Consider the following 25,005-nt stretch of genomic DNA (forward strand, 5'->3'; position numbering starts at 1 on the left):
TTCCCCTTCGCCGGCGGACGGCTCGCGCGTCCCCTGCCTGCCTATACTGGTTTCGCGGCACGGGGACAGCGCGACATCCTCCGCCCCGGTGCATGCAGGCGCCATACGCAGCAATGCGTATGCGGCACGAAGAAGAAAGCGAGACAAGGGGCACGCCATGACGCATCTCACGCGCGGCGATTGCGCGAGCGCACTTCGCCTGCTGGAGCAGCTGGAATCCGGGCAGCCGCTCGTGCGGCATCACGGCGTGCATGCGATCCGCCGCAACGCGGCCAAGGCACCCCGCAAGCGCGAGTTCCGCCGCGCCTCGATGCAGGCCGAGCACTACCGCCGCGCAGGGCTGGAGCACGCGGTGGCGGTGGCCCTGCTGTATCGGCTGGCCTGCCGGGCGGAGGAGCCGGCGCGGCCCGCCTTGCCGCCGGTGCTCACGCCGCGCGAAGGCGAGGTCATGCGCTGGCTCTCGCGCGGCAAGACCGACGCGGAGATCGCCGCCTTGCTCCAGATCAGCCCGCGCACGGTGCACAAGCACCTGGAGCACGTGTACGTGAAGCTGGGCGTGGAGACGCGCACCGCGGCCGTGATGCGCGCGCTCGGCATGGACGCCGGGGCGCCTTGAGGCGGCGCCGGAGGGCCCTCAGCGCGTCGTCCGCGGATGCGCCGGTACCGGCGCATCCGCGGGCGACGCGCTGCGGCCGATCATCCACGCGCACGCCGCCGACACCACGCCCGCGAACAGAACGTACAGGCAGATCTGCCACGGCTCGCCGCCGCCCGACTTCAGCAGCGCGGTCGCGATGATCGGCGTGATGCCCGAGGCGAAGATGCCCGAGAACTGGTAGACGAAGCTGATGCCCGTGTAGCGCACCTTGGCGTCGAACAGGTCGCAGAAGAGCGCGGCCTCCGGCCCGTACACCGACGCATACAGGATGCCGAAGGGCACGATGATCGACAGCCATATGAGCAGCACGTTGCCGCCGCTGTGCGTCATGAGCCAGAAGCCCGGGAACGCCGAGACGGCCGTGATGAGCGAACCCCACATGTACACGCGCGGACGCCCGAGCCGGTCGGACATGCGCCCGAAGAACGGAATCGCGAAGCACATCACCACCGCCGCGGCCATCACGCCCAGCAGCGCCTCGGTGCGGTTGATCTTGATCGTGCTCGTCAGGTAGTTGATGGAGAACACGCCGAAGATGTTGAAGAACACCCCGTCGATGTAGCGCGCGCCCATGCCCTTGAGCACGTTGCCGGGGTAGCGCCGGATCATGTCCATGAACGGAATGCGCAGCTCGGCGTTGCGGGCCTTCACGGCCGCGAACTCCGGCGTCTCCTTCACGTGCAGGCGGATGTACATGCCCACCATCACCATCGCGCCGGAGATCAGGAAGGCGATGCGCCAGCCCCACGACAGGAACTGCTCGTCGGTCAGCAGCCACGACAGCAGCGCCACCACGCCCGAGGCCAGGCACAGGCCGATGGCCAGCCCGATCTGCGGCAGCGAGGCATAGAAGCCGCGCTTTTCCTTCGGCGCGTATTCATACGCCATGAGCACCGCGCCGCCCCATTCGCCGCCCAGGCCTATGCCCTGCGCCACGCGCAGCAGCAACAGCAGCAGCGGCGCCGCGATGCCGATCTGCGCATAGGTGGGCACCAGTCCGATGAGGAAGGTGGCCACACCCATGATCATCAGCGTGATGACGAGCATGCTCTTGCGGCCGATCTTGTCGCCGAAGTGGCCGAAGATCACGCCGCCCAGTGGCCGCGTGACGAAGCCCACCGCGAAGGTGGTGTAGGCCAGCAACGTCGACACCACCGGGTCGCTGCCCGGGAAGTAGAGCTTGTTGAACACGATGCCGGCCACCACGCCGTACAGGAAGAAGTCGTACCACTCGATGGTGGCGCCTACCAGGGCCGAAACCACCACCCTGCGAATCGCTTTCTCGTCGCTTGCACTCATGTCTGTCTCCGATGAGGTTTGTCGTGGCGGTCTCTGCGGACCGTGGGGTTCGAAACGGGAACTCAGTGCGCGGCCGCTGCCGCTCTCGCGTCCTCTCTGATCAGATCGACGGCCTTCTCGGCCATCATCACGGCGGGTGCGTTGGTGTTGCCCGACACCAGCGTCGGCATCGCCGAGCAGTCGATCACGCGCAGCCCCGCCACGCCGTGCACGCGCAGGCGCGCATCGACCACGGCGAGAGCGTCGCTGCCCATGCGGCAGGTGCCGGTGGGGTGGAAGATGGTGGCGCCGTTGTTGCGGCAGAACTCCAGCAGGTTGGCGTCGCTCACCGCGCCCGGGCCGGGCTTCACCTCGCGCTTCACGTAGGGGCGCATCGCGGGCGAGTCGGCGATCGCGCGCGCGGCCTTCACGCCGGCCACGGTGGTCGCGCGGTCGAGTTCGGTAGAAAGATAGTTGGGCTGCATCTCGGGCGGCTCGGCCGCGTCGAGCGAGCGGATGCGCACGTGGCCGCGCGACTCGGGCCGCAGCTGGCACACCGACATCGTGAAGCCCGAGTACGGATGCACCTTGCCGCCCGCCATGTCGGCCGAGAGCGTGGCGACGTGGAACTGGATGTCGGGCGTGGCCGCCACCGGCCGGCCTTCGGCATCCTTCAGCGCGCGCATGAAGCAGCCGCCCTGGTTGATGCCCACTGCCAGCGGGCCGGTGCGGTGCAGCAGCCATTCGAGGCCCATGCCCATCTGTCCGAACCAGGAGTTGAGCTGGTCGTTGGTGGTGATCGGCTTGCTGCATTCGTAGCCCAGGCGGATCTGCAGGTGGTCCTGCAGGTTCTCGCCGACGCCGGGCAGCTCGTGCTGCACCGGAATGCCGAAGCGGTCGAGCAGCGCACGCGGACCGATGCCCGAGAGCTGCAGCAGCTGCGGCGACTGCAGCGAGCCGGCCGACAGCAGCACTTCGCCGCGGCAGCGCGCGGTCTTGAGCTCCCCGCCCTGGCGGTAGGTGACGCCGGCGGCGCGCGTGCCGTCGAACAGCAGCCGCTCGGCCATGGCCTCGGTCTCGATGCGCAGGTTGGGCCGCCGCTTCACCGCTGGCGTCAGGTAGGCCTTGGCGGTGCTGCAGCGCCAGCCCCTGTGCGTGGTCAGCTGGTAGTAGCCGGCGCCTTCCTGCTCGGCGCCGTTGAAGTCGTCGGTGCGCGGCACGCCGGTCTGTCCGGCGCCCTCGATGAAGGCTTCGATCAGCTCGTGCTTCGCCGTGATGTCCGACACCCTCAGCGGCCCCTCGCCGCCATGGAAGGCGTCGCCGCCGCGCTGGTTGCCTTCGGAGCGGATGAAGTAGGGCAGCACCTCGTCGTAGCTCCAGCCGGGGTTGCCGAGCGCGGCCCAGTGGTCGTAGTCCTCGCGTTGGCCGCGGATGTAGATCAGGCCGTTGATCGAACTGGAGCCGCCCAGCGTCTTTCCGCGCGGCCAGTAGATGCGCCGGCCGTTCATGTTCGGGTCGGGGTCGGTCTCGAAGCGCCAGTTGTAGGTGGGGCTCCACATCGTCTTGCCGTAGCCGATGGGCAGGTGGATCCACAGCGACCGGTCCGCCGGGCCGGCCTCGAGCAGCAGCACCCGCGTGGCCGGGTCTTCGCTGAGCCGGCCGGCGAGCACGCAGCCGGCGGAGCCCGCGCCGACGACGATGTAGTCGAACTCTTCTTCAGGCATGCAATGGTCCCGGGGGAGGTTCTGGAAGGGCGAGCGCCCTCGTTCGAACCGATCCTAGGTCATTGATTTTCGGAACGCAATGTTCCGTTTTTAACGTTTACCCGCATGTCGCACGTCGGTGGCCCGGGTGCGGACTACCTGGCGCTTGTGCCGTCTTACGCCGGACCGCTTTCGGCGGCGAGTCGAAGCGCCGGTTCCACGGCCCGCCGCGGACGCCCGCCCTGGCGCGGGTCGCCGACCCGAAAGGCCGAGACCGCATGCGCCAGCTGCTCGACCTGGAAGTTCATGCTCTGGGCAGCGGCCGCGCTCTGCTCGACCAGCGCGACGTTCTGCTGCGTGGCCTGGTCCAGCTGCATCACCGCCGCGCTGACCTGCGCGACACCGGCGCTTTGCTCCGAGCTGGCCGTGCTGATCTCGCCGACGATGTTCGCGACCCGCCTGATGGAATCGACGACCTCCGCCATGGTGGCGCCCGCGCGGTCGACCAGCGCCGAGCCGGCCTCGACGCGATCGACGCTCGCGCCGATGAGGGCCTTGATCTCCTTCGCGGCATCGGCCGATCGGCCCGCAAGACTGCGCACTTCGGAGGCGACGACCGCGAAGCCCCGGCCCTTCTCCCCCGCGCGCGCGGCCTCCACGGCGGCGTTCAGCGCCAGGATGTTAGTCTGGAACGCGATGCCGTCGATCACGCCGATGATGTCGGCGATCCTCCTGCTGCTGTCGTTGATGCTCTTCATCGTCTCCACCACCTGGACGACGACCTCGCCGCCGCGCATCGCCACGCTGCTCGCGCTGTCGGCGAGCCTGTTCGCCTCGGTGGCGCTGGCGGCGTTGCGCCGGACCGCGGCGTTGAGCTTCTCCATGGATGCGGCGGTCTCCTGCAGTGAAGACGCTTCGGACTCCGTCCGGCGGGACAGGTCGTCGTTGCCCTGGGCGATCTCGGAGCTCGCGACGGCGATGTTGTCGGCGCAGGAGCGGACCTGGCCGATGAGCTTCGTCAGCTGCCGCTGCATGGCGACCATGGATGCCAGCACGCTGCCCCGCGGCGCCTCGTGTGCGCCGTCGATTTCGCTCAGGTCGCCATCGGCGACCTTGTGGGCGGCCACGCTGAGCCTGGCCGGCTCGCCGCCGAGCGCGGAGAAAAGACGGCGCGAAATGAAGACGCCGAGCGCCACCGCGGCAATCACTGCGAAGGAGCTCAGGGCGAGCAGCAACTTCAGCTGCCGCGAATAAGCCTCCGCGGAAGCCTCGACACTCTTGTGCGAAATTTCCGAGTTGTAGTCGGCGTATTCGACCGAGGCGAGCAGGAGCTGCAGGAGCAACGGTCTGCACGCCGTGTTCATTCTTTCGATCGCCTCCTCGCGTTTTCCTGCGGCGGCGAGTTCGACGATCGAAAGGGCGACCGGAAGGTATTCTTTTTCTATCCTTTCCATCTTGTCGAAGATGGCCCGTTCACGGTCGGTGACGTCTTTGTCCGCGCCAAGCGCCTTCTTGAGCTCTTTCAAGGTGGATTGCAGTTTCTCGTTGCTGTCGACCGCCATCGCCTTGGCCCGGTCACGATCCGCGCCCGTGTGCACGAGCACCATCTCCCGCACGCCGATGGCCCGCCGGCTCGCTGCGATGCCGATCTCGGCGGTCAGCGCCTTTCGGTGCGCGATGCCGGTGACGTAGCTGGAGAACCGAAGATCGGCGGCATTCAGCGAACGCAGGGCCAGCAGGCTCACGAGCAGCACCAGCAGCGCGAGGATCGTGAAAGTCCCGGCGAGCAGTTTCCGGGTCGAAAGAGTTTTCATGGGTCCGGTATCAGGTTCAGGAAAAACAGGATCGGAATAAGCGAAAGCGCCGTTTGAATTTCCGCGCTTTGCGATGGCACCAATTCCGTGCTTTTCTTTTTCGGTCGGGAATGGCGGTTCTTGAGGCCGCCAGCCAATATTTTTTGATTACAAATTCTTCGGATTTGTTTGCAAATATTGCTCACGACCCCTTTTGGGTAATTCCGCAGCAAGGTCGCATTGCATGGCAGGCAGGCGGAAACGAGGCCGCAGGAATGCGGGGGCCTGTCGGTGGAACAATCTCTTCGGCCGGGCCTGCTCCAAGGCCAGCCATTTCCGCACCGACTTTCCTTCGCAAGGTTCATCCGCATGCCACGTTCCGCGCGCGCATCCGCCGCAGTGATTCCCACCGCAGCCCTCATTCAGGACGAAGCGGAGTCCGCCGGCCTCTCCGGTTCCTCCGCCGAGCGCAGCCTGCGCCTGCTGGCGCTGCTCGCCAGTGAAGGCCGGGCCCTCACGCTGGCCGACCTGGCCGCGCAGCTCGGCCTGCCCAAGGGCACGGCACACCGCATCTGCACCCAGCTGCTGGCCACCGGCTTCCTGGCCCGCGACGTCGACGAGCGCTCCTTCACCGTCGGCCCCGCGCTGCGGCGGCTGGCCTTCGACACGCTGAACCACGGCGTGGTGCGGGGGCTGCGGCACGAGGTGCTGTCGGCGCTGGTGCGCCAGGTCGGCGAGACCTGCAACCTCACCACCCTCGACGGTGCGCAGGTGCTCTACCTCGACCGCGTCGAGGCGCAATGGCCGCTGCGCCTGACGCTCGACGTGGGCTCGCACGTGCCGCTGCACTGCACGGCCAGCGGCAAGCTGTTCCTGGCGCAGATGCCGGCCAAGGAGCGCGATGCGTTCATCGACGGGCTGCCGCTGGAGCGCATGACGCCCAACACCATCACCAAGGCCGCGGCGCTGCGCGCCGAATGCGAGGCGATCGCGACACAGGGCTACTCCTGCGACCGCGAGGAATTCATCGCCGGCCTCGTGGCCGTGGCCGTGCCGGTGCGCGATACGGCCGGCGCGGTGCGCGCCGCGCTGGCCGTGCATGCGCCCACGGCACGCATGTCGATGGACGACGCGCTCGGGCGCATCGATGCGCTGAAGGCGGCGGCGCAGAGGATGGCCGGGCTGCTCTGACTTCGGCTTCGTCAGCTTCGAGTGGGCGCGCAGCCGCAGAATCCGCCGCTCGCGACCAGCGCAAGAGGAAGAAAGACGAACGCATGCCCAACGCCGCCAAGACCATCCGAAGCTTCAACGCCGGGCGCGATCCCGAAAGGCTGGCGATGAAATACGCCAACCTGCGCTCCAGCCCCTTCGTCTTCCTGCGCGGCACCTGCCACCTCTTCTACGACCGCCTGCCGGCCGGCGGGCTGTTCTCCAAGGCGCCGGCGGCATGGCTGTGCGGCGATGCGCACCTGGAGAACTTCGGCAGCTACAAGGGCGACAACCGGCTCGTCTACTTCGACCTCAACGATTTCGACGAAGCCGCGCTCGCGCCGGTGACATGGGAGCTGGTGCGCTTCCTGTCGAGCATCCTGGTGGCGGGCGAAGGCCTGTGCAAGAGCACCGCCGACGCGGACGCCCTGTGCAAGACCTTCCTCGACTCCTATGCGGGCGCGCTCGTGCTTGGCAAGGCCCGCTGGATCGAGCGCGACACCGCCGGCGGGCTCGTCAGGGACCTGCTCGACACCCTGAAGGCGCGCACCCGCCCCGCGTTCCTCGACCGGCGCAGCGACCGCAAGGGCCGCAGGCGCTCCATCCGCTGCGACGGCAGGCATGCGCTGCAGGCCACCGAGGCGCAGCGCGAACGGGTCACCAGGCTCATCGACAACTTCGCCGCCTCGCAGCCCAACCCCGGCTTCTTCAGGGTGCTCGACGTGGCCCGCCGCATCGCCGGCACCGGCAGCCTGGGCGTGGAGCGCTACATCGTGCTGATCGAAGGCAAGGGCTCGCCCGACGCCAATTTCCTGCTCGACCTGAAGCAGGCGCAGCCGTCCTCGCTCGTGCCGCACCTGAAGAAGACCAGGCAGCCCGAATGGCCGTCGGAAGCGCACCGCGTGGTCGGCCTGCAGCGCCGCATGCAGGCCGTGTCGATGGCCTTCCTGCACCCCATCGTCGGCCGCAAGTCGTCGTACGTGCTGCGCGGCCTCCAACCCAGCGAAGACCGCGTGATGCTCGACGTGAACCGCACGCGCCTCGCCGACATCCGCGGCGTGATCGCCGAGATGGGCCAGCTCATGGCCTGGGCGCAACTGCGCAGCTCGGGCCGGCAGGGCTCCGCCATCGCGGATGCGCTGATCGACTTCGGCGCTTCGGCGAAGTCATGGCGCGGGGACTTGCTGGATGCGGCGCATCAGTGTGCGGCGCAGGTGGTGGAGGACTGGGGGCTCTATTGCGAGGCGTATGACGCGGGGCTGATGGCGCCGGCGGCCTGACAATGCTGGGGAATTCAACGAGCCCACATACCGGATCACATCATGGCAAACGGCTTAAGCGCCACAGAAAAGAACTATCGGATTCGAAGTGAAGCTGATGGGGACGGCACCGTGTTGTGCTTCGATTCGGTGGAAGGATTGCCACACAAAATCATCGGTGATGAAGACGACAGCATGGATGATGTACTGATCGTTCTCGAGGGCCTGGAGGCGCCGAAGAGCCAGCCGACGTTGAAGGAGGGGACGGTTTACACGATCTCCAAGGTCATAGGAGATGTGGAGGTCTATGTGGCGGGAATCTACTGCGTGGAGTTCCTCCTCGACAAGGATTCGCGCCAGCACTATGTAGCGTCGGTAGGGCGGTCCTATGTGCCGGTGGTCCAGATTCTCGATGCATGGACGGAATGCGTTCCTGTGAGTTGGCGAGCGCTCAATCCTTCTTACGGAACTTCCTGGATCGACGCCTGCAGGGCCTTGTCCTCTCCTCGCGATTGGCGGCAGACGCTCGCTACAGACAATGTTGTGCTCGATGTACGAGGCTTGCGAACGCGTGACGAGTTCTATTGCTATATCGGGGAAGCGATTTTTGGCTATCGAGGTTATGCAGGCAGCTGCCTCGACGCATTCGACGAGGTACTGAAGTCCAACAATCCGGAGCGCATTTCTTTTCTGATTTCCGACGAGGCCGAGTTCGATGCGGTTCTGGAAAAGCTCACGGAACGTGCGGACTATGCCCACTTGTTCAAACAAATCCTCATAGAGGCCGGGGCGTCCTTGAGGGTCGAGTCACGGTCTATCCAATCCAGCTGACCACCGACCGCGCCACGCTCATCGCCGCCAGCCCGATCAGCAGATTCAACACCAGCCGCCGGAACTGCTCCGGCGACACGCCCTTGAACGAGCGCTGCCCCCACCAGATGCCGGCGAGCATCGCAGGCGCCAGCCACAGCGCCCACTTGAGCGTGTCCGGCCCCAGCAGGTTGCCCGAGGCATGCGCCGACGAGGGCATCAGTGCCGCGCTGATCAGCGACACCACGTCGCTGAAGAGCAGCAGTGCGATCAGCGTGGCGCGCAGCGCGGCGGGGGCCATCTTCGCTGTGCTCAGCAGCACCGCGACCGCGATGCCGCCGATGGCCGCGACGCCGTTGATGAAGCCCGAGGCCAGGCCGGCCGCGAGGCGCAGGCCGTGCGTGGGCTCCAGCGCGACGTGTGCGCCGCCGCGCAGCAGCAATGCGGCGGCCATCAGCAGCACGCCGATCAGGAGGCGCAGCGGCGTCTCCGGCAGCCATGCGAGCAGCGCCACGCCGATGGGAATGCAGATCAGGTTGCCGAGCATCAGCCAGCCGAGCCATGGCAGGTCGACGTCGCGCGCGATGCCGCGCAGCTGGCTCAGGCTGGCGAGGATCTCCAGCATGAAGATGGCGGGCACCACGAGCGCGGGCGAGATCACCAGCGACATGCCCGCGACGGTGATGGCGGAGAAGCCGAAGCCCGCGAAGCCGCGCACGATGCCGGCCGCGAACACCACGCAGAGGCTGTAGGCGAGCGTTGCCGGCGCCAGCGGCGGCACCAGCAGGTCGGCGGCCGTCATGCCTGGAAGAGCGGCAGCAGCTTCAGGCGCTGCACCTTTCCCGAAGGGCCGCGCGGGAGGTCCTGCACGAAGCGGTAGTAGCCCGGGGCCTTGTAGCGGCCGAGCACGGTGGCGGCGAACTCGCGCAGCTCTTCCTCGCTGCAGGCGCTGCCTTCGCGCAGCACGATGCACGCGCCGATCTCCTGGCCGTAGTGGCGGTCGGGCACGCCCACCGAGACGGCCTCGAGCACGGCGGGGTGCTTCAGCAGGGCCTCGTCGATCTCGCGCGGCGCGATGTTCTCGCCGCCCTTGATGATGAGTTCCTTGATGCGGCCGGTGACGAAGAAGAAGCCGTCCTCGTCGCGATGGCCCAGGTCGCCGGTGCGCAGCCAGCCGTCGGGCGTGAAGCTCGCGCGGGTGGCTTCCTCGTTCTTGTAGTAGCCCAGCATCACGTTGGGCCCGCGGATGACGAGTTCTCCCGTGGTGCCATCGGGCACGGCCGCAAGCTGCGCATCCACCACGCCGGCCATGCAGCCCGAGGCACGGCCCACCGAGCCGAGCTTGCGCGCGGCCGGGTCCATCGGATTGGAGAACGATGGCGCCGCCGTCTCGGTGAGACCCATGGTCTCGACGATGCCGATGCCGAACATCTGCTCGAACGCGCGCAGGTGCTCCGGTGGCAGCGCGGCCGAGGCCGATCGGCAGAAGCGGATCGACAGCGTCTGCGCAAGCGGCGGCCTGGGGCCTTCGAGCAGGTACGAGATCATGGTGGGCACCACGTTGATCCAGCTGCATTGCGTCTGCGTAGCCTGCTCCCAGAAGCGGCCGGCCGAGAACTTCGGCGGCATCGCGAGGCTGCCGCCGTGCGCCAGCGGCGCGAGCATGGTCACGGTGAATGCGTTGATGTGATAGAGCGGCAGCACCGCCAGCACGCGGTCGGAAGGGCGCAGCTGGTGCTCGATGCTGATGGCATGCGCGTTGGCGGCCAGGTTGCGCTGCGTGAGCATCACGCCCTTGGGATTGCCGGTGGTGCCCGATGTGTACATCAGCAGCGCGACGGCGTCGGGCGAGGGCGGCGGCACGTCGTCGGCGGCTTCTTCCTCGCCGGGCAGCGCATCGCCCTCCGGGTCGACCACCATCAGCTTCACCGGCCGGTCGAAGGCTTCGACGATGCCGCGCACGCGCGACTCCCATTCGGGCGCGACGCAGACCATGCGGCAGTCGGAGTGCGAGAGCACGTAGTGCATCTGCTCGGGCTGCGAGAGCAGGTTGACCGGGTTCACGCGGAATCCGCCGTGCATCGCTCCCAGGAGCAGCCGCAGCGTCTGCAGGCCATTGGGCATGACGACCGAGACGGTGTCGCCCGGCTGCATGCCGAGCCCGCGCAGCACCGCCGAGACGCGGCGGCATCCGCGCGCGAGATCGCCGCAGGTGATATGCCGTTCCGATTCCGTGGCGCGCGCGTACACCGCGTGCGGCTGCTCTTGTGCCTGCCGCTCGATCAGCGCATGCACGGTGGTCGCGGCCGCCGTCATCTTCAGTTCGCGCCGTGGCTTGCGAAGAAGGCGCCGAAGATGTCTTCCTCGCTCGGCACCACCTCGGGAATCGGGCGCGACACGCGCGTGATGTTCAGGTAGTGGCGGTAGTTCATGTTGTCGGAGAAGTTGTTCCTGCCCCAGGTGCCGCAGCCCATCGACAGCGAGAAGGGCAGCCCGTTGTCGAAGCTGCCGCCGGTGGCGATGCAGTGCGCCTGGTCGACGATCACGCGCGACACCGGCAGCGTGAGGCCGAGCGTGAGCGCTCGATCGGGCACGGCGCTGTGCAGTCCCACCGAATGGCCCGCGCCTTCGTACGAATAGATGCGCGCCACAGCGGCGGCGGCCTCGTCGAAATCGCGCGCCGCGTACACCGCGAGCACAGGGCTGAGCTTCTCTCCGGAGAACGGGTGGTCGTGGCCCACACCGTCCTCCGCCACCATGAGGATGCGCGGGTCGGCCTCGGCGATCGCCTGCCACGCGGCCCGGTTGGCGCCATCGACCTCGGCCGCGCGCTCGGCGATGACGCGCGCAGACTGGCCGATGACTGCGGCAGAGAGCTTGCCCTCGGGCCACATCAGCTTCTGCAGCGTGGCCTTCTGCGCGTCGGCGAGCATGACGGCGCCGCGGTCCTTCAAGGCGGAGAGCATCTTCGCGCGCACCGCATCGACGACCACGAGGCTGTTCTCCGACGAGCAGCTGGTCGCGTTGTCGAAGGTCTTGGAGCGAACGATGCGCTCGGCGGCGGCTTCGACATCCGCCGTCTCGTCGACGATGCCTGCCACGTTGCCTGCGCCCACGCCGAAGGCCGGCGTGCCGCTCGCATAGGCTGCGCGCACGTTGGCCTGCGAGCCGGTGGCCACCACCAGGTCGCACAGCCGCATCAGCTCGGCGGTCGACTGCTTGTTTACCGGCGCCGGCAGCAGCTGCACCAGGTCGCGCGGCGCGCCGATGCGGTCGAACTGCTGGTGGATGAACTCGATGAGCCGCGCCGCCGTCGACCAGCCTTTCGGCGACGGTGCGACGATGACCGCGTTGCGCCCCTTGAGCGCATTGATGATCTTGTTGGCCGGCGTGGCGCCCGGGTTGGTCGACGGGGTGATGGCGCACACCACGCCCACGGGCCGCGCGATCTCGACGATGCCGCGCGCCGGGTCTTCGGCGATCACGCCGACCGAGCGTGCGCCGTGCAGGTCGCGCAGCAGGCCGAAGGTCTTGCGGTGGTTCTTGCGCACCTTGTCCTCGACGTTGCCCACGCCGGTGTCCTTCACCGCCAGCTCTGCCAGTTCGCGGTTGTGCGCCGGCTCGATGATGGCCCAGCCCGCCGCGACCACGGCGGTGTCGACCTGCGCCTGCGACCAGGTCTCGTAGATGCGCTGTGCGGCGCGGGCGCGCGCCACCAGCTCGGCGATGGGGGAGGGCGGAGTGGGATTCATTGAGTTGGCCATGGTTTCGTCGACTTCGATATCTCTTCATTCGGGGAACATCGCGGAACCGGCTTTGCCGGGCCGCTGGTGTTGCCCCCTGGGTATGGGGTGGCGCAGCTACACGAAGTGCGCGCAGCCTGGGGGCGAACTCAGTCCACCTTGATGTTGGCTTCCTTGGCGAGCTTTTGCCAGCGGACCAGTTCGGCGGTCACGACCTTGCCGAGTTGATCGGGCGTTCCGCCCACGCCTTCGCTGCCCTGGGCGAGCAGCTTGTCGCGGATCTCCGGCTCCTTGACGACGGTGTTGATCACGCGGTTGAGCCTGTCGATGGCGGGCTTGGGCGTCTTGGCGGGCACGAAGACGGCGTACCAGGAGTCGACGTCGAAGTCGGCGATGCCGGCCTCCTGCATCGTCGGCACGTCGGGGAAGGCTGCGCTGCGCCTGGTGGTGGATACGGCGAGCGCCTTGAGCTTGCCGGCCTTCACGAACTGCGCGGCCGCGGGAATCGACACCCACAGCAGCGGCACCTGCCCGCCCATCACGTCGGTCACGGCCGGGCCGCCGCCGCGATACGGCACGTGCGTCATCTGCGTGCCGGTGCGCAGCTTCAGCAGCTCGCCCGCGAGATGGCCGGGCGAGCCGTTGCCCACCGAGGCGAAGGAGATGCTGTCGGGCTTGGCCTTGGCCAGCGCGACCAGCTCTGCCACGGTGTTCGCCGGAAACTGCGTGTTGGCCACCAGGATCTGCGGCAGCGAGGCGACCATGCCCACGGGCGCGAAGTCCTTCGCGGTGTCGAAGCTCAGCTTCGCGTAGATGGCCGGGTTGATGGTGTGCGACGAGAGCGTGAAGAGCACGGTGTAGCCGTCCGCCGGCGCCTTCGCCACCAGCTCGGTGCCGATCGAGCCCGCCGCACCGCCGCGGTTGTCGATGAGCACCTGCTGGCCGAGCAGTGCCGAGAAGCGCTCCTGCACGATGCGCGCGATCACGTCGGTGCCGCCGCCGGGCGGGTAGGGCACGACCAGGCGGATCGGCTTGGTGGGGTAGTCGCCGCCGCTGTCCGCCTGCGCGGCGAGGGGCGATGCAAGGGCGGCGAAGGCAGCGAGAGCCAGCATCCCGGCGCGATGCCAGGGGGCGAAGAGGGCGAAGAGCAACTTCATTCGGGTCTCCTTCTCTTTATGGTGGACATCGGCGACGGTCCGGCCGCTGCAGCGCCTACGCGATAGCCCAGCGTCACGCTGGCGTCGCGTGCGCAGGCCATCAGGTGGTCGGCCAGCCCGCGTGCCTGCGTGCGCGCGAAGCGGATCGAGGGCACGCTCATGCCGATGGCCGCCACGGCCTCGCCGCGTGCATTGAGCACGGGCGCGCCGAGGCCGCATACGCCGATGCGCCATTCCTCGCGGTTCTCTGCATAGCCGCGGGCGCGGGAGCGTTCCAGTTCGTTGAAAAGGGTGTCGAAGTCGGTGATGCTGTTCCTGGTGTGCGCCTCCAGCGTGCCCAGGCACTCCTGCAGCGCCGGCACGCCGAGGCCCGCCGCAGCGAGAAGCGCCTTGCCCGAGGCCACGCAGTACGCCGCCGCGCGGCCGCCGATGCGCGAGTAGGCAGCCACAGGCAAGGGGCTGTCGAACTTGTCGAGGTAGACGATCTCCGCGCCGTCGAGCACCGCGAGATGGATGGTTTCGCCCGTGGCCTGCGACAGCCGCGCGAGGTGGGGGCGCAGCAGCGAGCCGATGTCGGACGCCTCGGAGACCATCGCTCCGAGCTCGAAGAGCCTCAGGCTCGGCCGGTAGGCGCTCGTCTCCGGGTCCTGCACGGCCCAGCCGCACTCGACCAGCGTCTGCAGCGTGCGGTGCGCGTTGCTGCGCGCCATGCCGAATGCCTGGGCCAGTTCGGTGACGCGGCAGCCGCGCTGCTGGCGCACCATCCATTCGAGGGCGGCGAGGCCCTTGGCAAGCGTCGAGTCCATGGGGCTGGGGTCTTCATTGGCGTTCCAAATAATGGAACGGCGTTCTTGATTTTGAAACGCAATGATGAACCCGAAGCGCCCTTTGTCAATCGGGGACTTGGATGTAGTCCCAAAGGCTTCAGCAGGCCGCCTGTGCGGCGCTCAACGGCGGTGCCGCCCGGCCATGAGCTCGATGACTTCCCGGAAGATGGCGTTGCCGCTCGCGTTCGCGAGGTCGAGCACGTGGCTGCGGCTGTAGTAGGGGCTCAGGTCGAGGCCCACGCCGATGCCGGCGATCTCGATGTCGCCGCGCTGTTCCTGCCGCGCGATCACGTCGCGCAGGTGGTGGTCCAGGTAGTGCGCGTCGTTGGCGAGGTGCGTGGCGCTGTCCATCGGCGAGCCGTCGGAGATCGCCAGCAGCAGCTTGCGCGCTTCACCTCGCTGTCGCAGCCGCGTGCAGGCCCAGTCGATTGCTTCGCCGTCGATGCCTTCGCGGAACAGGTCGGCCTTGAGCAGCGCCGCCATCGCCGGGCGCGCGCGCCGCCACGGCGTGGCCGCGGCCTTGAAGACGATGTGGCAGCGCTCGTTGAGCCGGCCCGGGTGCGGCGGCCGGCCCGCGCGCACCCATTCGCGCTGCGGGCGTCCGCCGTTCCATGCGCCGGTGGTGAAGCCGAGCACCTCGCAGGCCACGCCAGCCTGCTCGAGCGCGCGCGCGAAGACGTCGACCATCATCGCGACCGACTCGGCGTGCTCCTTCATCGAGCCCGAGCAGTCGATGAGGAAGGTGACGATGCAGTCGGCGATCGGCTCCATGCGATCGATGCGGAACAGCCGGCGCTCGGTGGGCGAGGCAATGAGTTGCGCGAGGCGGCGTCCATCGACGAGCCCTTCTTCCTGCGCGCCGTCCCAGCCGTCGCGCTCGGGCTCGGCGAGCAGGGCGCGCAGTTCGCGCGCGAGGCGGGCGATGTTGACGCCCTGCGCTGCGATGCGGCGGTCGAGCTTCTCGCGATGGCCCGCGAGCACTTCCTTGCGTGCGAGCGCGGCGGCGTCGTGCTCGCGGTCGTAGGCATCGGTGAAGACGCGGTAGGCTCCGCCCGCGCCCTCGAGCACCTCGCTGCGGCCCGACTCGGCGGTGGTGAAGCGCTCGACGATCTCCTGGTCCATGTCGGCCACGAGGCTGAACACGCTGCGCTTGTCGTCCACGTGCGCATCGCGCTGGGCTTCGCCGTCTTCCTCGCCGGCCTCGTGAAGCATCGCGGCGACGGTGCGCGCGATGGCGCGGGCGTGCACTGCGTAGGCGGCCTGGTCGGCGCGGTCCTTGCGCAGGCCGGCCAGCGCATGCCCGATCAGCGGCGCGAGCGCGAAGCGCGTGGCTTCGAGCATGTCCTCGGTTTCCTCCACCACCTGCTGGCCGCTGACGCGTGCACGGCAGATCTGCGCCACGGCGTACAACAGCAGGCCGCGCGCGGTGTCGGTCAGGCCCGAGTGATGGAAGGCGAGAGACCACTGCTCGTGCCGGTGCCGAAGGTTGTGCCGCATGCCGGCCATGACGTCGGGCGCGAGCGCCTCCACGCGGAACTGCTCCAGCATCTCGAACAGCATGCGCTCGACGGGCTCCTCGGGCCGCAGGCTTTCATGCAGCGCGGCGTCCGATGCGGTGAGCCGCAGCGCGAGGCCGTCCGCCACGCCGCGGAACGATGCGAAGTCGTCGGTGTCGGGCGACGGATGCAGGTGCGGCGCGAACCATGGCAGCGCCGTGCGGCCGCGGTGCAGCCGCCGTCCGCGGAAATGCAGGTCGCGCTCGCCGCTGAAGGCACGCACCACGCCCGCGCACAGCTCCGCCACGAGTTCTTCCTGCCGCACGCGGCGCTGCATCGCGCTCGCTGGGCCGGTGTTCATTCGCGCGCGTCCGACGAGAGCTGGTGCGACTCCTTCTGCTCGCGGTCGAAGCAGCGCTGGAAATACTCCGCCACCAGCGGACGCTCCGCGTCGTCGCACTTGTTGACGAAGGAAAGGCGGAAGGCCAGCGCCGGGTCCTTGAAGATCTCGACGTTCTCCGCCCATGTGATGACGGTGCGCGGCGACATCAGCGTCGAGAGGTCGCCGGCCGCGAAGCCCTTTCGCGTGAGGTCGGCCACGGCCACCATCGCTGCGACCAGCTTCGTGCCCGCTTCGTCGGCCAGCGAAGGCACGCGCGCCTGCACGATGGCGATCTCTTCCGCCGCGGGCAGGTAGTCGAGCGAGGCCACGATGTTCCAGCGGTCGATCTGCGCATGGTTGAGCCGCTGCGCGCCGTGGTACAGGCCGTTGAGGTTGCCCAGCCCCACCGTGTTGGCCGTGGCGAACAGGCGGAAGAAGGGGTGCGGCCGCAGCACCCGGTTCTGGTCCATCAGCGTGAACTTGCCGTCGCGCTCCAGGATGCGCTGGATCACGAACATCACGTCGGGCCGGCCCGCGTCGTACTCGTCGAAGATCAGCGCCACCGGCCGCTGCAGCGCCCATGGCACGATGCCTTCCTGGAACTCGGTGACCTGCTTGCCCTCGCGCAGCACCACCGCGTCCTTGCCGACGAGGTCGAGCCGGCTGATGTGGCCGTCGAGGTTCAGGCGCACGCAGGGCCAGTTCAGCCGGGCCGCCACCTGCTCGATGTGGGTCGACTTGCCGGTGCCGTGCAGGCCCTGCACCATCACGCGCCGGTCGCGCATGAAGCCCGCGAGGATGGCGAGCGTCACGTCGGGATTGAAGCGGTAGACCGCATCGACCTCGGGCACGTGGTCGTCGAAGGCTTTGGACGGGCTGAAGGCGGGCACGCGCAGGTCGGAGTCGATGCCGAACACCTCGCGCACGCTGAGCATCCGGTCGGGTCGAAGGTCGGCGGTGTCGGTCATGGGGTTTCCTGCGAAAAGGTTGTCTTCAGGCCCGAGCATGGTCGACGCGGTCGGAGGCCGCGTCGGCGTCGATGCGGCTCAGGGCCTGCGCCGCACGCTGCAGCGCGGGCAGCAGGCTCTTCGCCTTGGCGGCGTCGAGCCGCATCACCGGCGCCTGCACCGCGATGCAGAGGTTCGACGGGGCGTCGTCGCCCGAGGGCACCAGCGTGGCGATGCAAAGGAGGCCGGGCAGGAACTCCTCGTGGTCGATGGCGTAGCCGTCCTTGCGCACGCGCTGCACTTCCTTCTCCAGTGCCTCGGGGTCGGTCAGCGTCCTTTGCGTGTACGGCTCCAGCGGCGCGTGGGACAGCAGCCGGCGGCGCTGCGCTGCGCTCATCTGCGAGAGAAAGATCTTGCCGCTGGCCGAGCAGTGCACCGGCACGCGCGAACCCGAGTGCAGGTAGAAGCGCAGCGGCGCGGCGGTTTCCACGCGGTCGAGGTACACGACCTCGCTGCCCGAGAGGGCGGTGAGGTTGCAGCTCTCGCCGATCTCCTCCACCAGCTGGCGCAGCACCGTGTGGCGCGCGCCGTGCAGGCTGTCGTTGAGCAGCAGGTTCTCGGCCAGCCGCCGCAGCCGCGTGCCGATGCCGTAGTGCCGCCCGTCGCCTTCGCGCTGCAGCAGCCCCGCGCCTTCGAGCTGCTGGAGCATGCGGTGCAGCGTGGGCTTGGGCAGGCCGGTTTCTTCCACCAGGCCCTGCAGCGAATAGCGCTGGTCTTTCGCGGCCATGACTTCGAGCAGCGAGAACAGGCGCATGGTGGGCGAATCGCCACCCGGGCTCGCAGGGTCCTGCGCTTCAGGCGTGAGGCCTTTGACGATCTTCATGGCGCGGATCATATGCGTTTTACAAAAAAAAGAGACAAGACGTTCCGATTTTTGTAAATTGTTTGACGCGAGCCGGATGCCGTCCTATATTCCGCCGAAACGAATTCCGGAACAAGCCGTTCCGACTTTTAGAGTTCAACCTCGCCCCTCATCCTCCCAGGAGACGCCCCCATGAGCCAGAAGCCAGCCGCAGCCCCCGCACGCGAAGCCGTCAAGGGCGTGCAGAAGATGACGCCCTCCGAGGCCTTCGTCGAGACCATGGTCGCCAACGGCGTGACCGACATCTTCGGCATCATGGGCTCGGCCTTCATGGACGCGATGGACATCTTCGCGCCCGCCGGCATCCGGCTGATCCCCGTGGTGCACGAGCAGGGCGGCGCCCACATGGCCGACGGCTATGCGCGCGTGTCTGGCCGCCACGGCCTGGTCATCGGCCAGAACGGCCCCGGCATCAGCAACTGCGTGACGGCCATCGCGGCCGCCTACTGGGCGCACAGCCCGGTGGTCATCGTCACGCCCGAGACCGGCACCATGGGCATGGGCCTGGGCGGCTTCCAGGAAGCCAACCAGCTGCCGATGTTCCAGGAGTTCACCAAGTACCAGGGCCACGTCAACAACCCCAAGCGCATGGCCGAGTACACGGCGCGCTGCTTCGACCGCGCCATCTCCGAGATGGGCCCGACGCAGCTGAACATTCCGCGCGACTACTTCTACGGCGAGATCCAGTGCGAGATCCCGAAGCCCATGCGCGTGGAGCGCGGCGCGGGCGGCGAGCAGAGCCTGGAGGCGGCTGTCGAGCTGCTGGCCTCCGCGAAATTCCCGGTGATCCTCTCCGGCGGCGGCGTGGTCATGGGCGACGCGGTGGAGGAGTGCAAGGCCCTTGCCGAGCGCCTGGGCGCGCCGGTGGCCAACGGCTACCTGCGCAACGACTCCTTCCCCGCGAGCCACCCGCTGTGGGCTGGCCCGCTCGGCTACCAGGGCTCCAAGGCCGCGATGAAGCTGATCGCGCAGGCCGACGTGGTGCTCGCGCTCGGCTCGCGCATGGGCCCGTTCGGCACGCTGCCGCAGCACGGCATGGACTACTGGCCGAAGGAGGCGAAGATCATCCAGGTCGAGGCCGACCACACCAACCTGGGCCTGGTGAAGAAGATCACCGTCGGCATCCACGGCGACGCCAAGGCCACCGCGAAGGAACTGCTCAAGCGCCTGCAGGGCAAGACGCTGGCCTGCGACGCCACCAAGGCCGAGCGCGCCGACAAGATCAAGGCCGAGAAGGTCGCGTGGGAGAAGGAGCTCGACGAGTGGACCCACGAGCGCGACCAGTTCAGCCTCGACGTCATCGAGGAAGCCAAGGGCGAGAAGACGCCCACCGGCGGCAGCTACCTGCATCCGCGCCAGGTGCTGCGCGAGCTCGAGAAGGCCATGCCGCCGCGCGTGATGGTCTCCACCGACATCGGCAACATCAACGCCATCGCCAACAGCTACCTGCGCTTCGAGGAACCGCGCAGCTTCTTCGCGCCGATGAGCTTCGGCAACTGCGGCTACTCGCTGCCCACCATGATCGGCGCCAAGTGCGCGGCGCCCGACCGCCCGGCCGTGGCCTATGCCGGCGACGGCGCGTGGGGCATGAGCATGGTCGAGATCATGACGGCCGTGCGCCACGACATCCCGGTGACGGCGGTGGTCTTCCACAACCGCCAGTGGGGCGCCGAGAAGAAGAACCAAGTCGACTTCTACAACCGCCGCTTCGTGGCCGGCGAGCTCGAGAGCGAGAGCTTCGCGGGCATCGCCAAGGCCATGGGCGCCGAGGGCATCGTGGTCGACAGGCTCGAGGACGTGGGCCCGGCGCTGAAGAAAGCCATCGACATGCAGATGAACGAGCGCAAGACCTGCGTGATCGAGATCATGTGCACGCGCGAGCTGGGCGACCCGTTCCGCCGCGATGCGCTGTCGAAGCCGGTACGATTCCTCGACAAGTACAAGGACTACGTCTGAACGCCACCCACTGCACCCCATGACCGGTTCGCTGCTGACGCTCAACGCGGGTTCGTCGTCGATCAAGGTCGCGCTGTTCGATGCGGCCGTCGATGGCGGCTCCGCGTTGCCGGCGGCGCGCTGGTCGGGGCAGGCCGACGGGCTGGGCGCAGGCCTGAAGGCGCGGCTTCGCATACGCGATGCCGACGGGCGGACGCTGCACGACGTGCCGCTCGAAGGCGCGCAGGCCTCGCACCAGGGGGCGCTCGCGGCGCTGCTGGACTGGCATGCGAAGCAATCGGGAGCAGGGCGCATCGCGGCAGTGGGCCATCGCATCGTGCATGGCGGCGCGGATTTCGTGGCGCCGGTGCGCATCGATGACGGCGTGCTCGAAGCGCTGGCCAAGCTCGAACCACTGGCGCCGCTGCACCAGCCGCACAACCTCGCGGGCGTGCGTGCAGCGATGGCCGCCTTCGATGGCGTGCCGCAGGTGGCGTGCTTCGACACCGCCTTCCATGCGGTGCAGCCCGAGGTCAACCGCCGCTTCGCGCTGCCGCGCGAGTTGCACGACGCGGGTGTGCGTCGCTACGGCTTCCACGGCCTTTCCTATGAATCCATCGTCGCGCAGTTCGCCGGCATCGCGCCCGAACTCGCGCAGCGGCGCGTGATCGTCGCGCACCTGGGCAACGGCGCCTCGATGTGCGCGATCGCACAAGGCCGATCGGTCGCGACGACGATGACCTTCTCTCCGCTCGACGGCCTCACGATGGGCACGCGCTGCGGCCACCTCGACGCGGCCGTCGTCCTCTACCTGATGCGCTCGCGCGGCATGTCGGCCGACGAGGTCGAGGCGCTGCTGTTCCGCCGATCGGGACTGCTCGGCATCTCGGGCGTGTCCAGCGACATGCGCGTGCTGGAGGCTTCGGCCGAGCCTGCCGCCGCCGAGGCCATCGGCCACTTCGCCGAGCAGGTGGTGCAGCACATGGGCAGCCTCGCGGCGGCACTGCGCGGCGTCGATGCCATCGTGTTCACCGGAGGCATCGGCGAGAACGGGGCCGCTCTGCGCGAGCGCATCCTCGAAGATTGCGAGTGGATGGGCGTGAATGTCGACGCCGCAGCCAACCGCAGCGGGGCGGCACGGCTGACGACGGCCGAGAGCCCCGTCAGTGCGTGGGTGCTGCGTACCGATGAGGAAGCGGTGATCGCCAGGCACACGGCGCGCGTGCTGCGGGCCGCCGGCTGAAGGGCGCGCTCTCGTCTCTTCGATCTGATCGCTGCAAGGAGCCCGCCGCCCGGGAGTTCAGTGGCGCGTCATCTTGCCGACGAACTCAGGTGGAGCACAACAGGAGCAGGGCTTGGTCTTCTTCGACCATCTGGCCCTCCTGCACGAGGATGGAGGTGACCACGGCGTCTGCCGGTGCCAGCATCTCGATCTCCATCTTCATGGATTCGACGACGACGAGCGGTTGCCCGTTCTGGACCCGCTCTCCTGGCGCGACGAGCACTTTCCAGACCGATCCGGTCACGTCGGACGTCAGGGACACATCACGCATCTTGGGCTTCTTTCAGGAATGGGAGGAAGAGGGAAAAAGGACCGCGGCATCCAGGCTGCGGGTCGCGGTGGGGGAGGTCGATGCCGCCGGTGTGGAAGTCGAGGGCGATGTAGGCCGAACCCGGGTGCTTCAGTGCCGCGAGCTCGACATTCATCGTGATCTCTCTGTCTTGCAATGGGCTAGGCGCGCAGCGCCCGGGCCAGGCTCGCCATGGCCGAGGCGCGGCGCTGCAGCAGCCGCTGGGCGGCTTCCAGCGCGATGCGCTCGAAGCGGATCGATTCGCCCGGCATGCGCTGGGCCAGCAAGGGCAGGTCGACGCCCGCGACCTGGGCGATGCGCGGGTAGCCGCCGCTGGTCTGGCGGTCGGCCATCAGCACGATGGGCTGGCCGTCCGGCGGAACCTGCATCGTGCCGAAGGCGACCGCCTCGGACAACATGTCGCGCGGTGCGGTGCGCTGCAGCGCGGGCCCTTCGAGCCGGTAGCCCATGCGGTCCGACTGCGAGCCGATGCGGTAGTCCTCGGACAGCAGGGTGCGGTGCGACACGTCGGTGAACTGGGGCCATTCCGGTCCCTCGACGATGCGGACCGTGGCGCCTGCAGCACCGCGCTCCAGCAAGCCGTGCAGCAGAGCGCTCGCGGTGGGCGTGACGACGGTCGGTGCGCCAGGCGTGAAGGCCGGCAGGGCAATGACATCGCCCTTGCGGAGCGCGCGTCCCTGAAAGCCGCCGAGTGCGCCGCGCAGGTAGGTGCTGCGGCTGCCCATCGCAGCCGGCAGGCCGAAGCCGCCGGCCAGCGCAAGGTAGCTGCGCAGGCCGCTGCGGCGCTTGCCGAACTGCAGCAGTGCGCCAGCGGGCACATGCACGGGCTGCAGCATCGGGATCGGCGTGGCGGCGTCGGTGCCGGCAGGCTGCAGGGTGGGGCTCAGGTCCGCGCCGGCGAGCGCGATGAGGCTGTCGCGGCCGAAGCGCAGCGAGGGCCCCATCAGCGTGATCTCGAGCGTGGCTTCTTCGCCGGTGTTGCCGGCGATCAGGTTGGCGATGCCGTGCGACAGCGGGTCCATGGCACCGCACACCGGCATGCCGATGGCCTGCGAGCCGCTGCGCCCCAGGTCCTGGAAGGTGCTCAGCAAGCCCGGCTTGACCACTTCGAGACTCATGCGGCCTCCATGGCGCGGGCGAAGCTGTCGGGGTCGATCGCCTTGAACCGGATGCGGTCGCCGGGGCGCAGCATGCATGGTTCGGCGCGCGCGGGATCGAACAGCCGCAGCGGGGTGCGACCGATCATGTGCCATCCGCCGGGTGCGGCCACCGGGTAGACCACGGTCTGCCGGTTGGCGATGCACACGGTGCCCATCGGCATGTGGGTGCGCGGCGTCGCGCGGCGGGGGATGGCCAGCGCCGGATCGAGCCGGCCCACGTAGGGGTTGCCGGGCGCGAAGCCGATCATGTAGACGCGCTGCTCTTCACTGGGGTTTAGGTGCAGGGCGATGAGTTCGTCCGGCGTCATGCCACAGGCGGCGGAGGTCTCCTCGAGGTCGGGACCGAACTCGCCGCCATAGCACACGGGGATCTCGATCAGCCGGTCCGTGGCGCCGATGGACAGCCCTTCGCGCTCGGGCAGCAAGGGCGACAGCAGGCGCAACAGCGCTGCGAACGGGCTTTCGTTGCCATCGGTGGGAATGGCGTCGGCGCGGTAGTGCACGCCGACCACGCTGAAGGCCGGCAGCACATCGGTCACCCCCGGCAGGCGGCCGGCGGCGAGCGCGACGGCGATGCGGTCGGCCAGCGCGCAGACGCGGCGGTTGACGACAGGGTCCAGCGTGTCGCCGAGGACGATGCGCAGCGCGCTGTCGCCAAGTGGCTCGATGCGTGCTGCGGGGGCAGACAAGACGCTCATGACGTCGCCTGCGCCGCGCGGGCTTCCATGGCCTCGAGAACGGCGCCGCGTTCGCGCTCGACGAAACCGGTGTCCATTTCGCCGGCCACGAAGGCGGGATGGTCGAGCAAGGCCTGGAGGAACGCCCCGTTGTGCTGGATGCCTTCGATCTCGAGCGCCTGCAGGGCGCGCCGCATGACGGCGATCGCGGTCTCGCGGTCGGGGCCGTGCGAGATGAGCTTGGCGATCATCGGGTCGTAGTAGGGCGTGACGGCATCGCCCTGGCGCACGCCGCAGTCGATGCGCAATTGGGTGGATGCGGCCGGCAGCACGAGGCGCTTGAGCGGCCCGGGCGAAGGCATGAAGTTCCTGCGCGGGTTCTCGGCATAGAGCCGGCACTCGATGGCTGCTCCGCTGCCCCGGATGTCGTCTTGCGTCACGGTCGGCAACTCACCCGCGGCCAGCCGGATCTGGGCCTGCACCAGATCCCAGCCGGTGAAGGCCTCGGTCACTGCGTGCTCGACCTGGATGCGGGTGTTCATCTCCAGGAAGAAGAATTCGTGCGTGGCTGCATCGACGATGAACTCGACGGTGCCCGCGCCTGCATAGCGCTGGCTGCAGGCGAGCGCAACGGCCGCATCGGCCATGGCGGCGCGCACTCCGGCGGGCAGGTGCGGCGCGGGGCATTCCTCGACGATCTTCTGGAACCGCCGCTGCACCGAGCATTCGCGCTCGAACAGATGGACGGCCCGGCCATCGCCGTAGCCGAAGACCTGGATCTCGATGTGACGGGCGCGGGCAACGTAGCGCTCCAGATAGACATCGGATTGCCCGAAGGCCTTCTGCGCCATCGCCTGTGCCGACTCGATGGTGGCCTGCAACGCGTCGGCGCCGTCGACGCGCTTCATGCCGATGCCGCCGCCACCGCCGACCGCCTTCACAAGCAGCGGGTACCCCACGCGTGCCGCTTCCACGTGCCAGCTTGCGGGGTCGCCCGGGGCGAGACTGCTGCTTCCGGGCAGCACCGGCACGCCGCTGTCCACGGCGATCCGGCGCGCGCGGGCCTTGTCGCCCATGTCGGTGATGGTCTGCGGATCGGGGCCGATCCAGGCCATGCCGGCCGCCAGCACCGCCCTGGCGAAGGCAGCGTTCTCCGACAGGAAGCCATAGCCGGGATGCACGGCCTGCGCGCCGTGTTCGAGGGCGGCCTGCAGCACCTTGTCCGCGTCGAGGTAGCTCTGCGAGGCCGCAGCCGCGCCGATGGGCACGGCGATGTCGGCGAGCTCCACGTGCAGTGCATCGGCGTCCGCATCGGAATGGACCGCGATGGTGGCGATGTCCAACTGGCGGCAGGCCCGGATGATGCGGCAGGCAATCTCTCCCCGGTTGGCAATGAGGATCTTCTGGAACACGTTGGCGGTCGTGAATGAAAGGAGGAGGCAGTCTAGGAATGGCCG

At 68.5% G+C, this 25,005-nt stretch carries 22 protein-coding genes; 6 read left to right on the forward strand and 16 right to left on the reverse strand.

Annotated features, from left to right (window positions below):
* The first annotated feature begins 157 nt into the window (after positions 1 to 157).
* Entirely contained in the window at positions 158 to 616 is a 459-nt protein-coding gene (locus tag G369_RS39940) for a helix-turn-helix transcriptional regulator (protein ID WP_019657078.1), read from the forward strand.
* A gap of 18 nt (positions 617 to 634) precedes the next feature.
* Here the strand turns inward: G369_RS39940 and G369_RS0126480 are convergent, their stop codons facing one another.
* The 3 genes from G369_RS0126480 to G369_RS0126490 form a co-directional block, all read right to left on the reverse strand.
* On the reverse strand, positions 635 to 1,957 hold the full coding sequence (locus G369_RS0126480; RefSeq protein ID WP_019657079.1) for an MFS transporter: 1,323 nt from the start codon (positions 1,955 to 1,957) through the stop codon (positions 635 to 637).
* 62 nt (positions 1,958 to 2,019) lie between these two features.
* Positions 2,020 to 3,660 carry a GMC family oxidoreductase gene (locus tag G369_RS0126485; protein WP_019657080.1) on the reverse strand — a complete coding sequence of 547 codons (1,641 nt, stop codon included), beginning with the start codon at positions 3,658 to 3,660 and terminating at the stop codon, positions 2,020 to 2,022.
* A 155-nt stretch (positions 3,661 to 3,815) separates the two neighbouring features.
* Positions 3,816 to 5,453 carry a methyl-accepting chemotaxis protein gene (locus G369_RS0126490; RefSeq protein ID WP_019657081.1) on the reverse strand — a complete coding sequence of 546 codons (1,638 nt, stop codon included), beginning with the start codon at positions 5,451 to 5,453 and terminating at the stop codon, positions 3,816 to 3,818.
* A gap of 348 nt (positions 5,454 to 5,801) precedes the next feature.
* On the opposite strand from G369_RS0126490, the gene G369_RS0126495 reads away from it, so the two are divergent.
* The 3 genes from G369_RS0126495 to G369_RS0126505 all read left to right on the forward strand — a co-directional run bounded on the left by G369_RS0126495 (position 5,802) and on the right by G369_RS0126505 (position 8,731).
* Positions 5,802 to 6,623, forward strand: coding sequence for an IclR family transcriptional regulator (locus G369_RS0126495; protein WP_019657082.1), 822 nt, complete (start codon positions 5,802 to 5,804; stop codon positions 6,621 to 6,623).
* Between the two features lie 83 nt (positions 6,624 to 6,706).
* Positions 6,707 to 7,921 (forward strand): DUF2252 domain-containing protein, encoded by a 1,215-nt coding sequence (locus tag G369_RS0126500; protein WP_019657083.1) that lies wholly within the window; start codon positions 6,707 to 6,709, stop codon positions 7,919 to 7,921.
* Positions 7,922 to 7,963: 42 nt separating this feature from the next.
* A complete protein-coding gene (locus tag G369_RS0126505) occupies positions 7,964 to 8,731 on the forward strand; it encodes a barstar family protein (RefSeq protein WP_157773789.1) in 768 nt (255 codons plus the stop codon).
* Here G369_RS0126505 and G369_RS0126510 read toward each other — a convergent pair.
* The 8 genes from G369_RS0126510 to G369_RS0126545 all read right to left on the reverse strand — a co-directional run bounded on the left by G369_RS0126510 (position 8,715) and on the right by G369_RS0126545 (position 18,157).
* Positions 8,715 to 9,512, reverse strand: coding sequence for a sulfite exporter TauE/SafE family protein (locus G369_RS0126510; protein WP_019657085.1), 798 nt, complete (start codon positions 9,510 to 9,512; stop codon positions 8,715 to 8,717). The genes G369_RS0126505 and G369_RS0126510 overlap by 17 nt on opposite strands.
* Entirely contained in the window at positions 9,509 to 11,026 is a 1,518-nt protein-coding gene (locus G369_RS0126515; RefSeq protein WP_019657086.1) for an AMP-binding protein, read from the reverse strand. The genes G369_RS0126510 and G369_RS0126515 overlap by 4 nt, the downstream gene beginning before the upstream one ends.
* A 2-nt stretch (positions 11,027 to 11,028) precedes the next feature.
* Positions 11,029 to 12,462, reverse strand: coding sequence for an acylating sulfoacetaldehyde dehydrogenase (sauS, locus tag G369_RS0126520; RefSeq protein ID WP_019657087.1), 1,434 nt, complete (start codon positions 12,460 to 12,462; stop codon positions 11,029 to 11,031).
* 140 nt (positions 12,463 to 12,602) lie between these two features.
* Positions 12,603 to 13,610, reverse strand: coding sequence for a tripartite tricarboxylate transporter substrate binding protein (locus G369_RS0126525; protein ID WP_019657088.1), 1,008 nt, complete (start codon positions 13,608 to 13,610; stop codon positions 12,603 to 12,605).
* The gene (locus tag G369_RS0126530) at positions 13,607 to 14,416 is read right to left on the reverse strand and encodes an IclR family transcriptional regulator (protein WP_019657089.1); all 810 of its coding nucleotides are present in this window, start codon (positions 14,414 to 14,416) and stop codon (positions 13,607 to 13,609) included. Before G369_RS0126530 ends, G369_RS0126525 begins: the two co-directional genes overlap by 4 nt.
* Before the next feature lie 141 nt (positions 14,417 to 14,557).
* Positions 14,558 to 16,294, reverse strand: a complete 1,737-nt coding sequence (locus tag G369_RS0126535) for a cobaltochelatase CobT-related protein (RefSeq protein ID WP_019657090.1) — start codon at positions 16,292 to 16,294, stop codon at positions 14,558 to 14,560.
* A complete protein-coding gene (locus G369_RS0126540) occupies positions 16,291 to 17,283 on the reverse strand; it encodes an AAA family ATPase (protein WP_020723276.1) in 993 nt (330 codons plus the stop codon). Before G369_RS0126540 ends, G369_RS0126535 begins: the two co-directional genes overlap by 4 nt.
* 25 nt (positions 17,284 to 17,308) lie before the next feature.
* A complete protein-coding gene (locus G369_RS0126545) occupies positions 17,309 to 18,157 on the reverse strand; it encodes an IclR family transcriptional regulator (protein WP_019657092.1) in 849 nt (282 codons plus the stop codon).
* A gap of 159 nt (positions 18,158 to 18,316) precedes the next feature.
* Between G369_RS0126545 and xsc the strand changes: the two genes are divergently transcribed.
* Together xsc and G369_RS0126555 are read left to right on the forward strand one after the other, a co-directional pair.
* On the forward strand, positions 18,317 to 20,140 hold the full coding sequence (xsc, locus tag G369_RS0126550) for a sulfoacetaldehyde acetyltransferase (protein ID WP_019657093.1): 1,824 nt from the start codon (positions 18,317 to 18,319) through the stop codon (positions 20,138 to 20,140).
* Between the two features lie 19 nt (positions 20,141 to 20,159).
* Positions 20,160 to 21,362, forward strand: a complete 1,203-nt coding sequence (locus G369_RS0126555) for an acetate/propionate family kinase (RefSeq protein ID WP_019657094.1) — start codon at positions 20,160 to 20,162, stop codon at positions 21,360 to 21,362.
* An 85-nt stretch (positions 21,363 to 21,447) separates the two neighbouring features.
* On the opposite strand, the gene G369_RS0126560 is transcribed toward G369_RS0126555, so the two are convergent.
* Genes G369_RS0126560 through G369_RS0126580 form a run of 5 tightly spaced genes read right to left on the reverse strand, consistent with a single transcriptional unit; the run spans position 21,448 to position 24,960 of the window.
* Complete coding sequence (locus G369_RS0126560; protein WP_019657095.1) at positions 21,448 to 21,672, reverse strand: acyl-CoA carboxylase biotin carboxyl carrier protein subunit; 225 nt, start codon at positions 21,670 to 21,672, stop codon at positions 21,448 to 21,450.
* A complete protein-coding gene (locus G369_RS38745; protein WP_019657096.1) occupies positions 21,665 to 21,826 on the reverse strand; it encodes a hypothetical protein in 162 nt (53 codons plus the stop codon). Before G369_RS38745 ends, G369_RS0126560 begins: the two co-directional genes overlap by 8 nt.
* 25 nt (positions 21,827 to 21,851) lie before the next feature.
* The gene (locus G369_RS36340) at positions 21,852 to 22,829 is read right to left on the reverse strand and encodes a 5-oxoprolinase subunit C family protein (protein WP_019657097.1); all 978 of its coding nucleotides are present in this window, start codon (positions 22,827 to 22,829) and stop codon (positions 21,852 to 21,854) included.
* A complete protein-coding gene (pxpB, locus tag G369_RS0126575; protein WP_019657098.1) occupies positions 22,826 to 23,569 on the reverse strand; it encodes a 5-oxoprolinase subunit PxpB in 744 nt (247 codons plus the stop codon). The genes G369_RS36340 and pxpB overlap by 4 nt, the downstream gene beginning before the upstream one ends.
* Positions 23,566 to 24,960 carry an acetyl-CoA carboxylase biotin carboxylase subunit gene (locus G369_RS0126580; RefSeq protein WP_019657099.1) on the reverse strand — a complete coding sequence of 465 codons (1,395 nt, stop codon included), beginning with the start codon at positions 24,958 to 24,960 and terminating at the stop codon, positions 23,566 to 23,568. The genes pxpB and G369_RS0126580 overlap by 4 nt, the downstream gene beginning before the upstream one ends.
* Positions 24,961 to 25,005: the final 45 nt, after the last annotated feature.

Origin of the sequence: Variovorax atrisoli 110B (genome assembly GCF_000382045.1) — a bacterium.
GTDB lineage: Bacteria > Pseudomonadota > Gammaproteobacteria > Burkholderiales > Burkholderiaceae_C > Variovorax > Variovorax atrisoli.

Coding starts and splice junctions, on each gene's coding strand:
- G369_RS39940 (WP_019657078.1), top strand. CDS start 158: ATGACGCATCTCACGCGCGGCGATTGCGCGAGCGCACTTCGCCTGCTG.
- G369_RS0126480 (WP_019657079.1), bottom strand. CDS start 1,957: ATGAGTGCAAGCGACGAGAAAGCGATTCGCAGGGTGGTGGTTTCGGCC.
- G369_RS0126485 (WP_019657080.1), bottom strand. CDS start 3,660: ATGCCTGAAGAAGAGTTCGACTACATCGTCGTCGGCGCGGGCTCCGCC.
- G369_RS0126490 (WP_019657081.1), bottom strand. CDS start 5,453: ATGAAAACTCTTTCGACCCGGAAACTGCTCGCCGGGACTTTCACGATC.
- G369_RS0126495 (WP_019657082.1), top strand. CDS start 5,802: ATGCCACGTTCCGCGCGCGCATCCGCCGCAGTGATTCCCACCGCAGCC.
- G369_RS0126500 (WP_019657083.1), top strand. CDS start 6,707: ATGCCCAACGCCGCCAAGACCATCCGAAGCTTCAACGCCGGGCGCGAT.
- G369_RS0126505 (WP_157773789.1), top strand. CDS start 7,964: ATGGCAAACGGCTTAAGCGCCACAGAAAAGAACTATCGGATTCGAAGT.
- G369_RS0126510 (WP_019657085.1), bottom strand. CDS start 9,512: ATGACGGCCGCCGACCTGCTGGTGCCGCCGCTGGCGCCGGCAACGCTC.
- G369_RS0126515 (WP_019657086.1), bottom strand. CDS start 11,026: ATGACGGCGGCCGCGACCACCGTGCATGCGCTGATCGAGCGGCAGGCA.
- sauS (WP_019657087.1), bottom strand. CDS start 12,462: ATGAATCCCACTCCGCCCTCCCCCATCGCCGAGCTGGTGGCGCGCGCC.
- G369_RS0126525 (WP_019657088.1), bottom strand. CDS start 13,610: ATGAAGTTGCTCTTCGCCCTCTTCGCCCCCTGGCATCGCGCCGGGATG.
- G369_RS0126530 (WP_019657089.1), bottom strand. CDS start 14,416: ATGGACTCGACGCTTGCCAAGGGCCTCGCCGCCCTCGAATGGATGGTG.
- G369_RS0126535 (WP_019657090.1), bottom strand. CDS start 16,294: ATGAACACCGGCCCAGCGAGCGCGATGCAGCGCCGCGTGCGGCAGGAA.
- G369_RS0126540 (WP_020723276.1), bottom strand. CDS start 17,283: ATGACCGACACCGCCGACCTTCGACCCGACCGGATGCTCAGCGTGCGC.
- G369_RS0126545 (WP_019657092.1), bottom strand. CDS start 18,157: ATGATCCGCGCCATGAAGATCGTCAAAGGCCTCACGCCTGAAGCGCAG.
- xsc (WP_019657093.1), top strand. CDS start 18,317: ATGAGCCAGAAGCCAGCCGCAGCCCCCGCACGCGAAGCCGTCAAGGGC.
- G369_RS0126555 (WP_019657094.1), top strand. CDS start 20,160: ATGACCGGTTCGCTGCTGACGCTCAACGCGGGTTCGTCGTCGATCAAG.
- G369_RS0126560 (WP_019657095.1), bottom strand. CDS start 21,672: ATGCGTGATGTGTCCCTGACGTCCGACGTGACCGGATCGGTCTGGAAA.
- G369_RS38745 (WP_019657096.1), bottom strand. CDS start 21,826: ATGAATGTCGAGCTCGCGGCACTGAAGCACCCGGGTTCGGCCTACATC.
- G369_RS36340 (WP_019657097.1), bottom strand. CDS start 22,829: ATGAGTCTCGAAGTGGTCAAGCCGGGCTTGCTGAGCACCTTCCAGGAC.
- pxpB (WP_019657098.1), bottom strand. CDS start 23,569: ATGAGCGTCTTGTCTGCCCCCGCAGCACGCATCGAGCCACTTGGCGAC.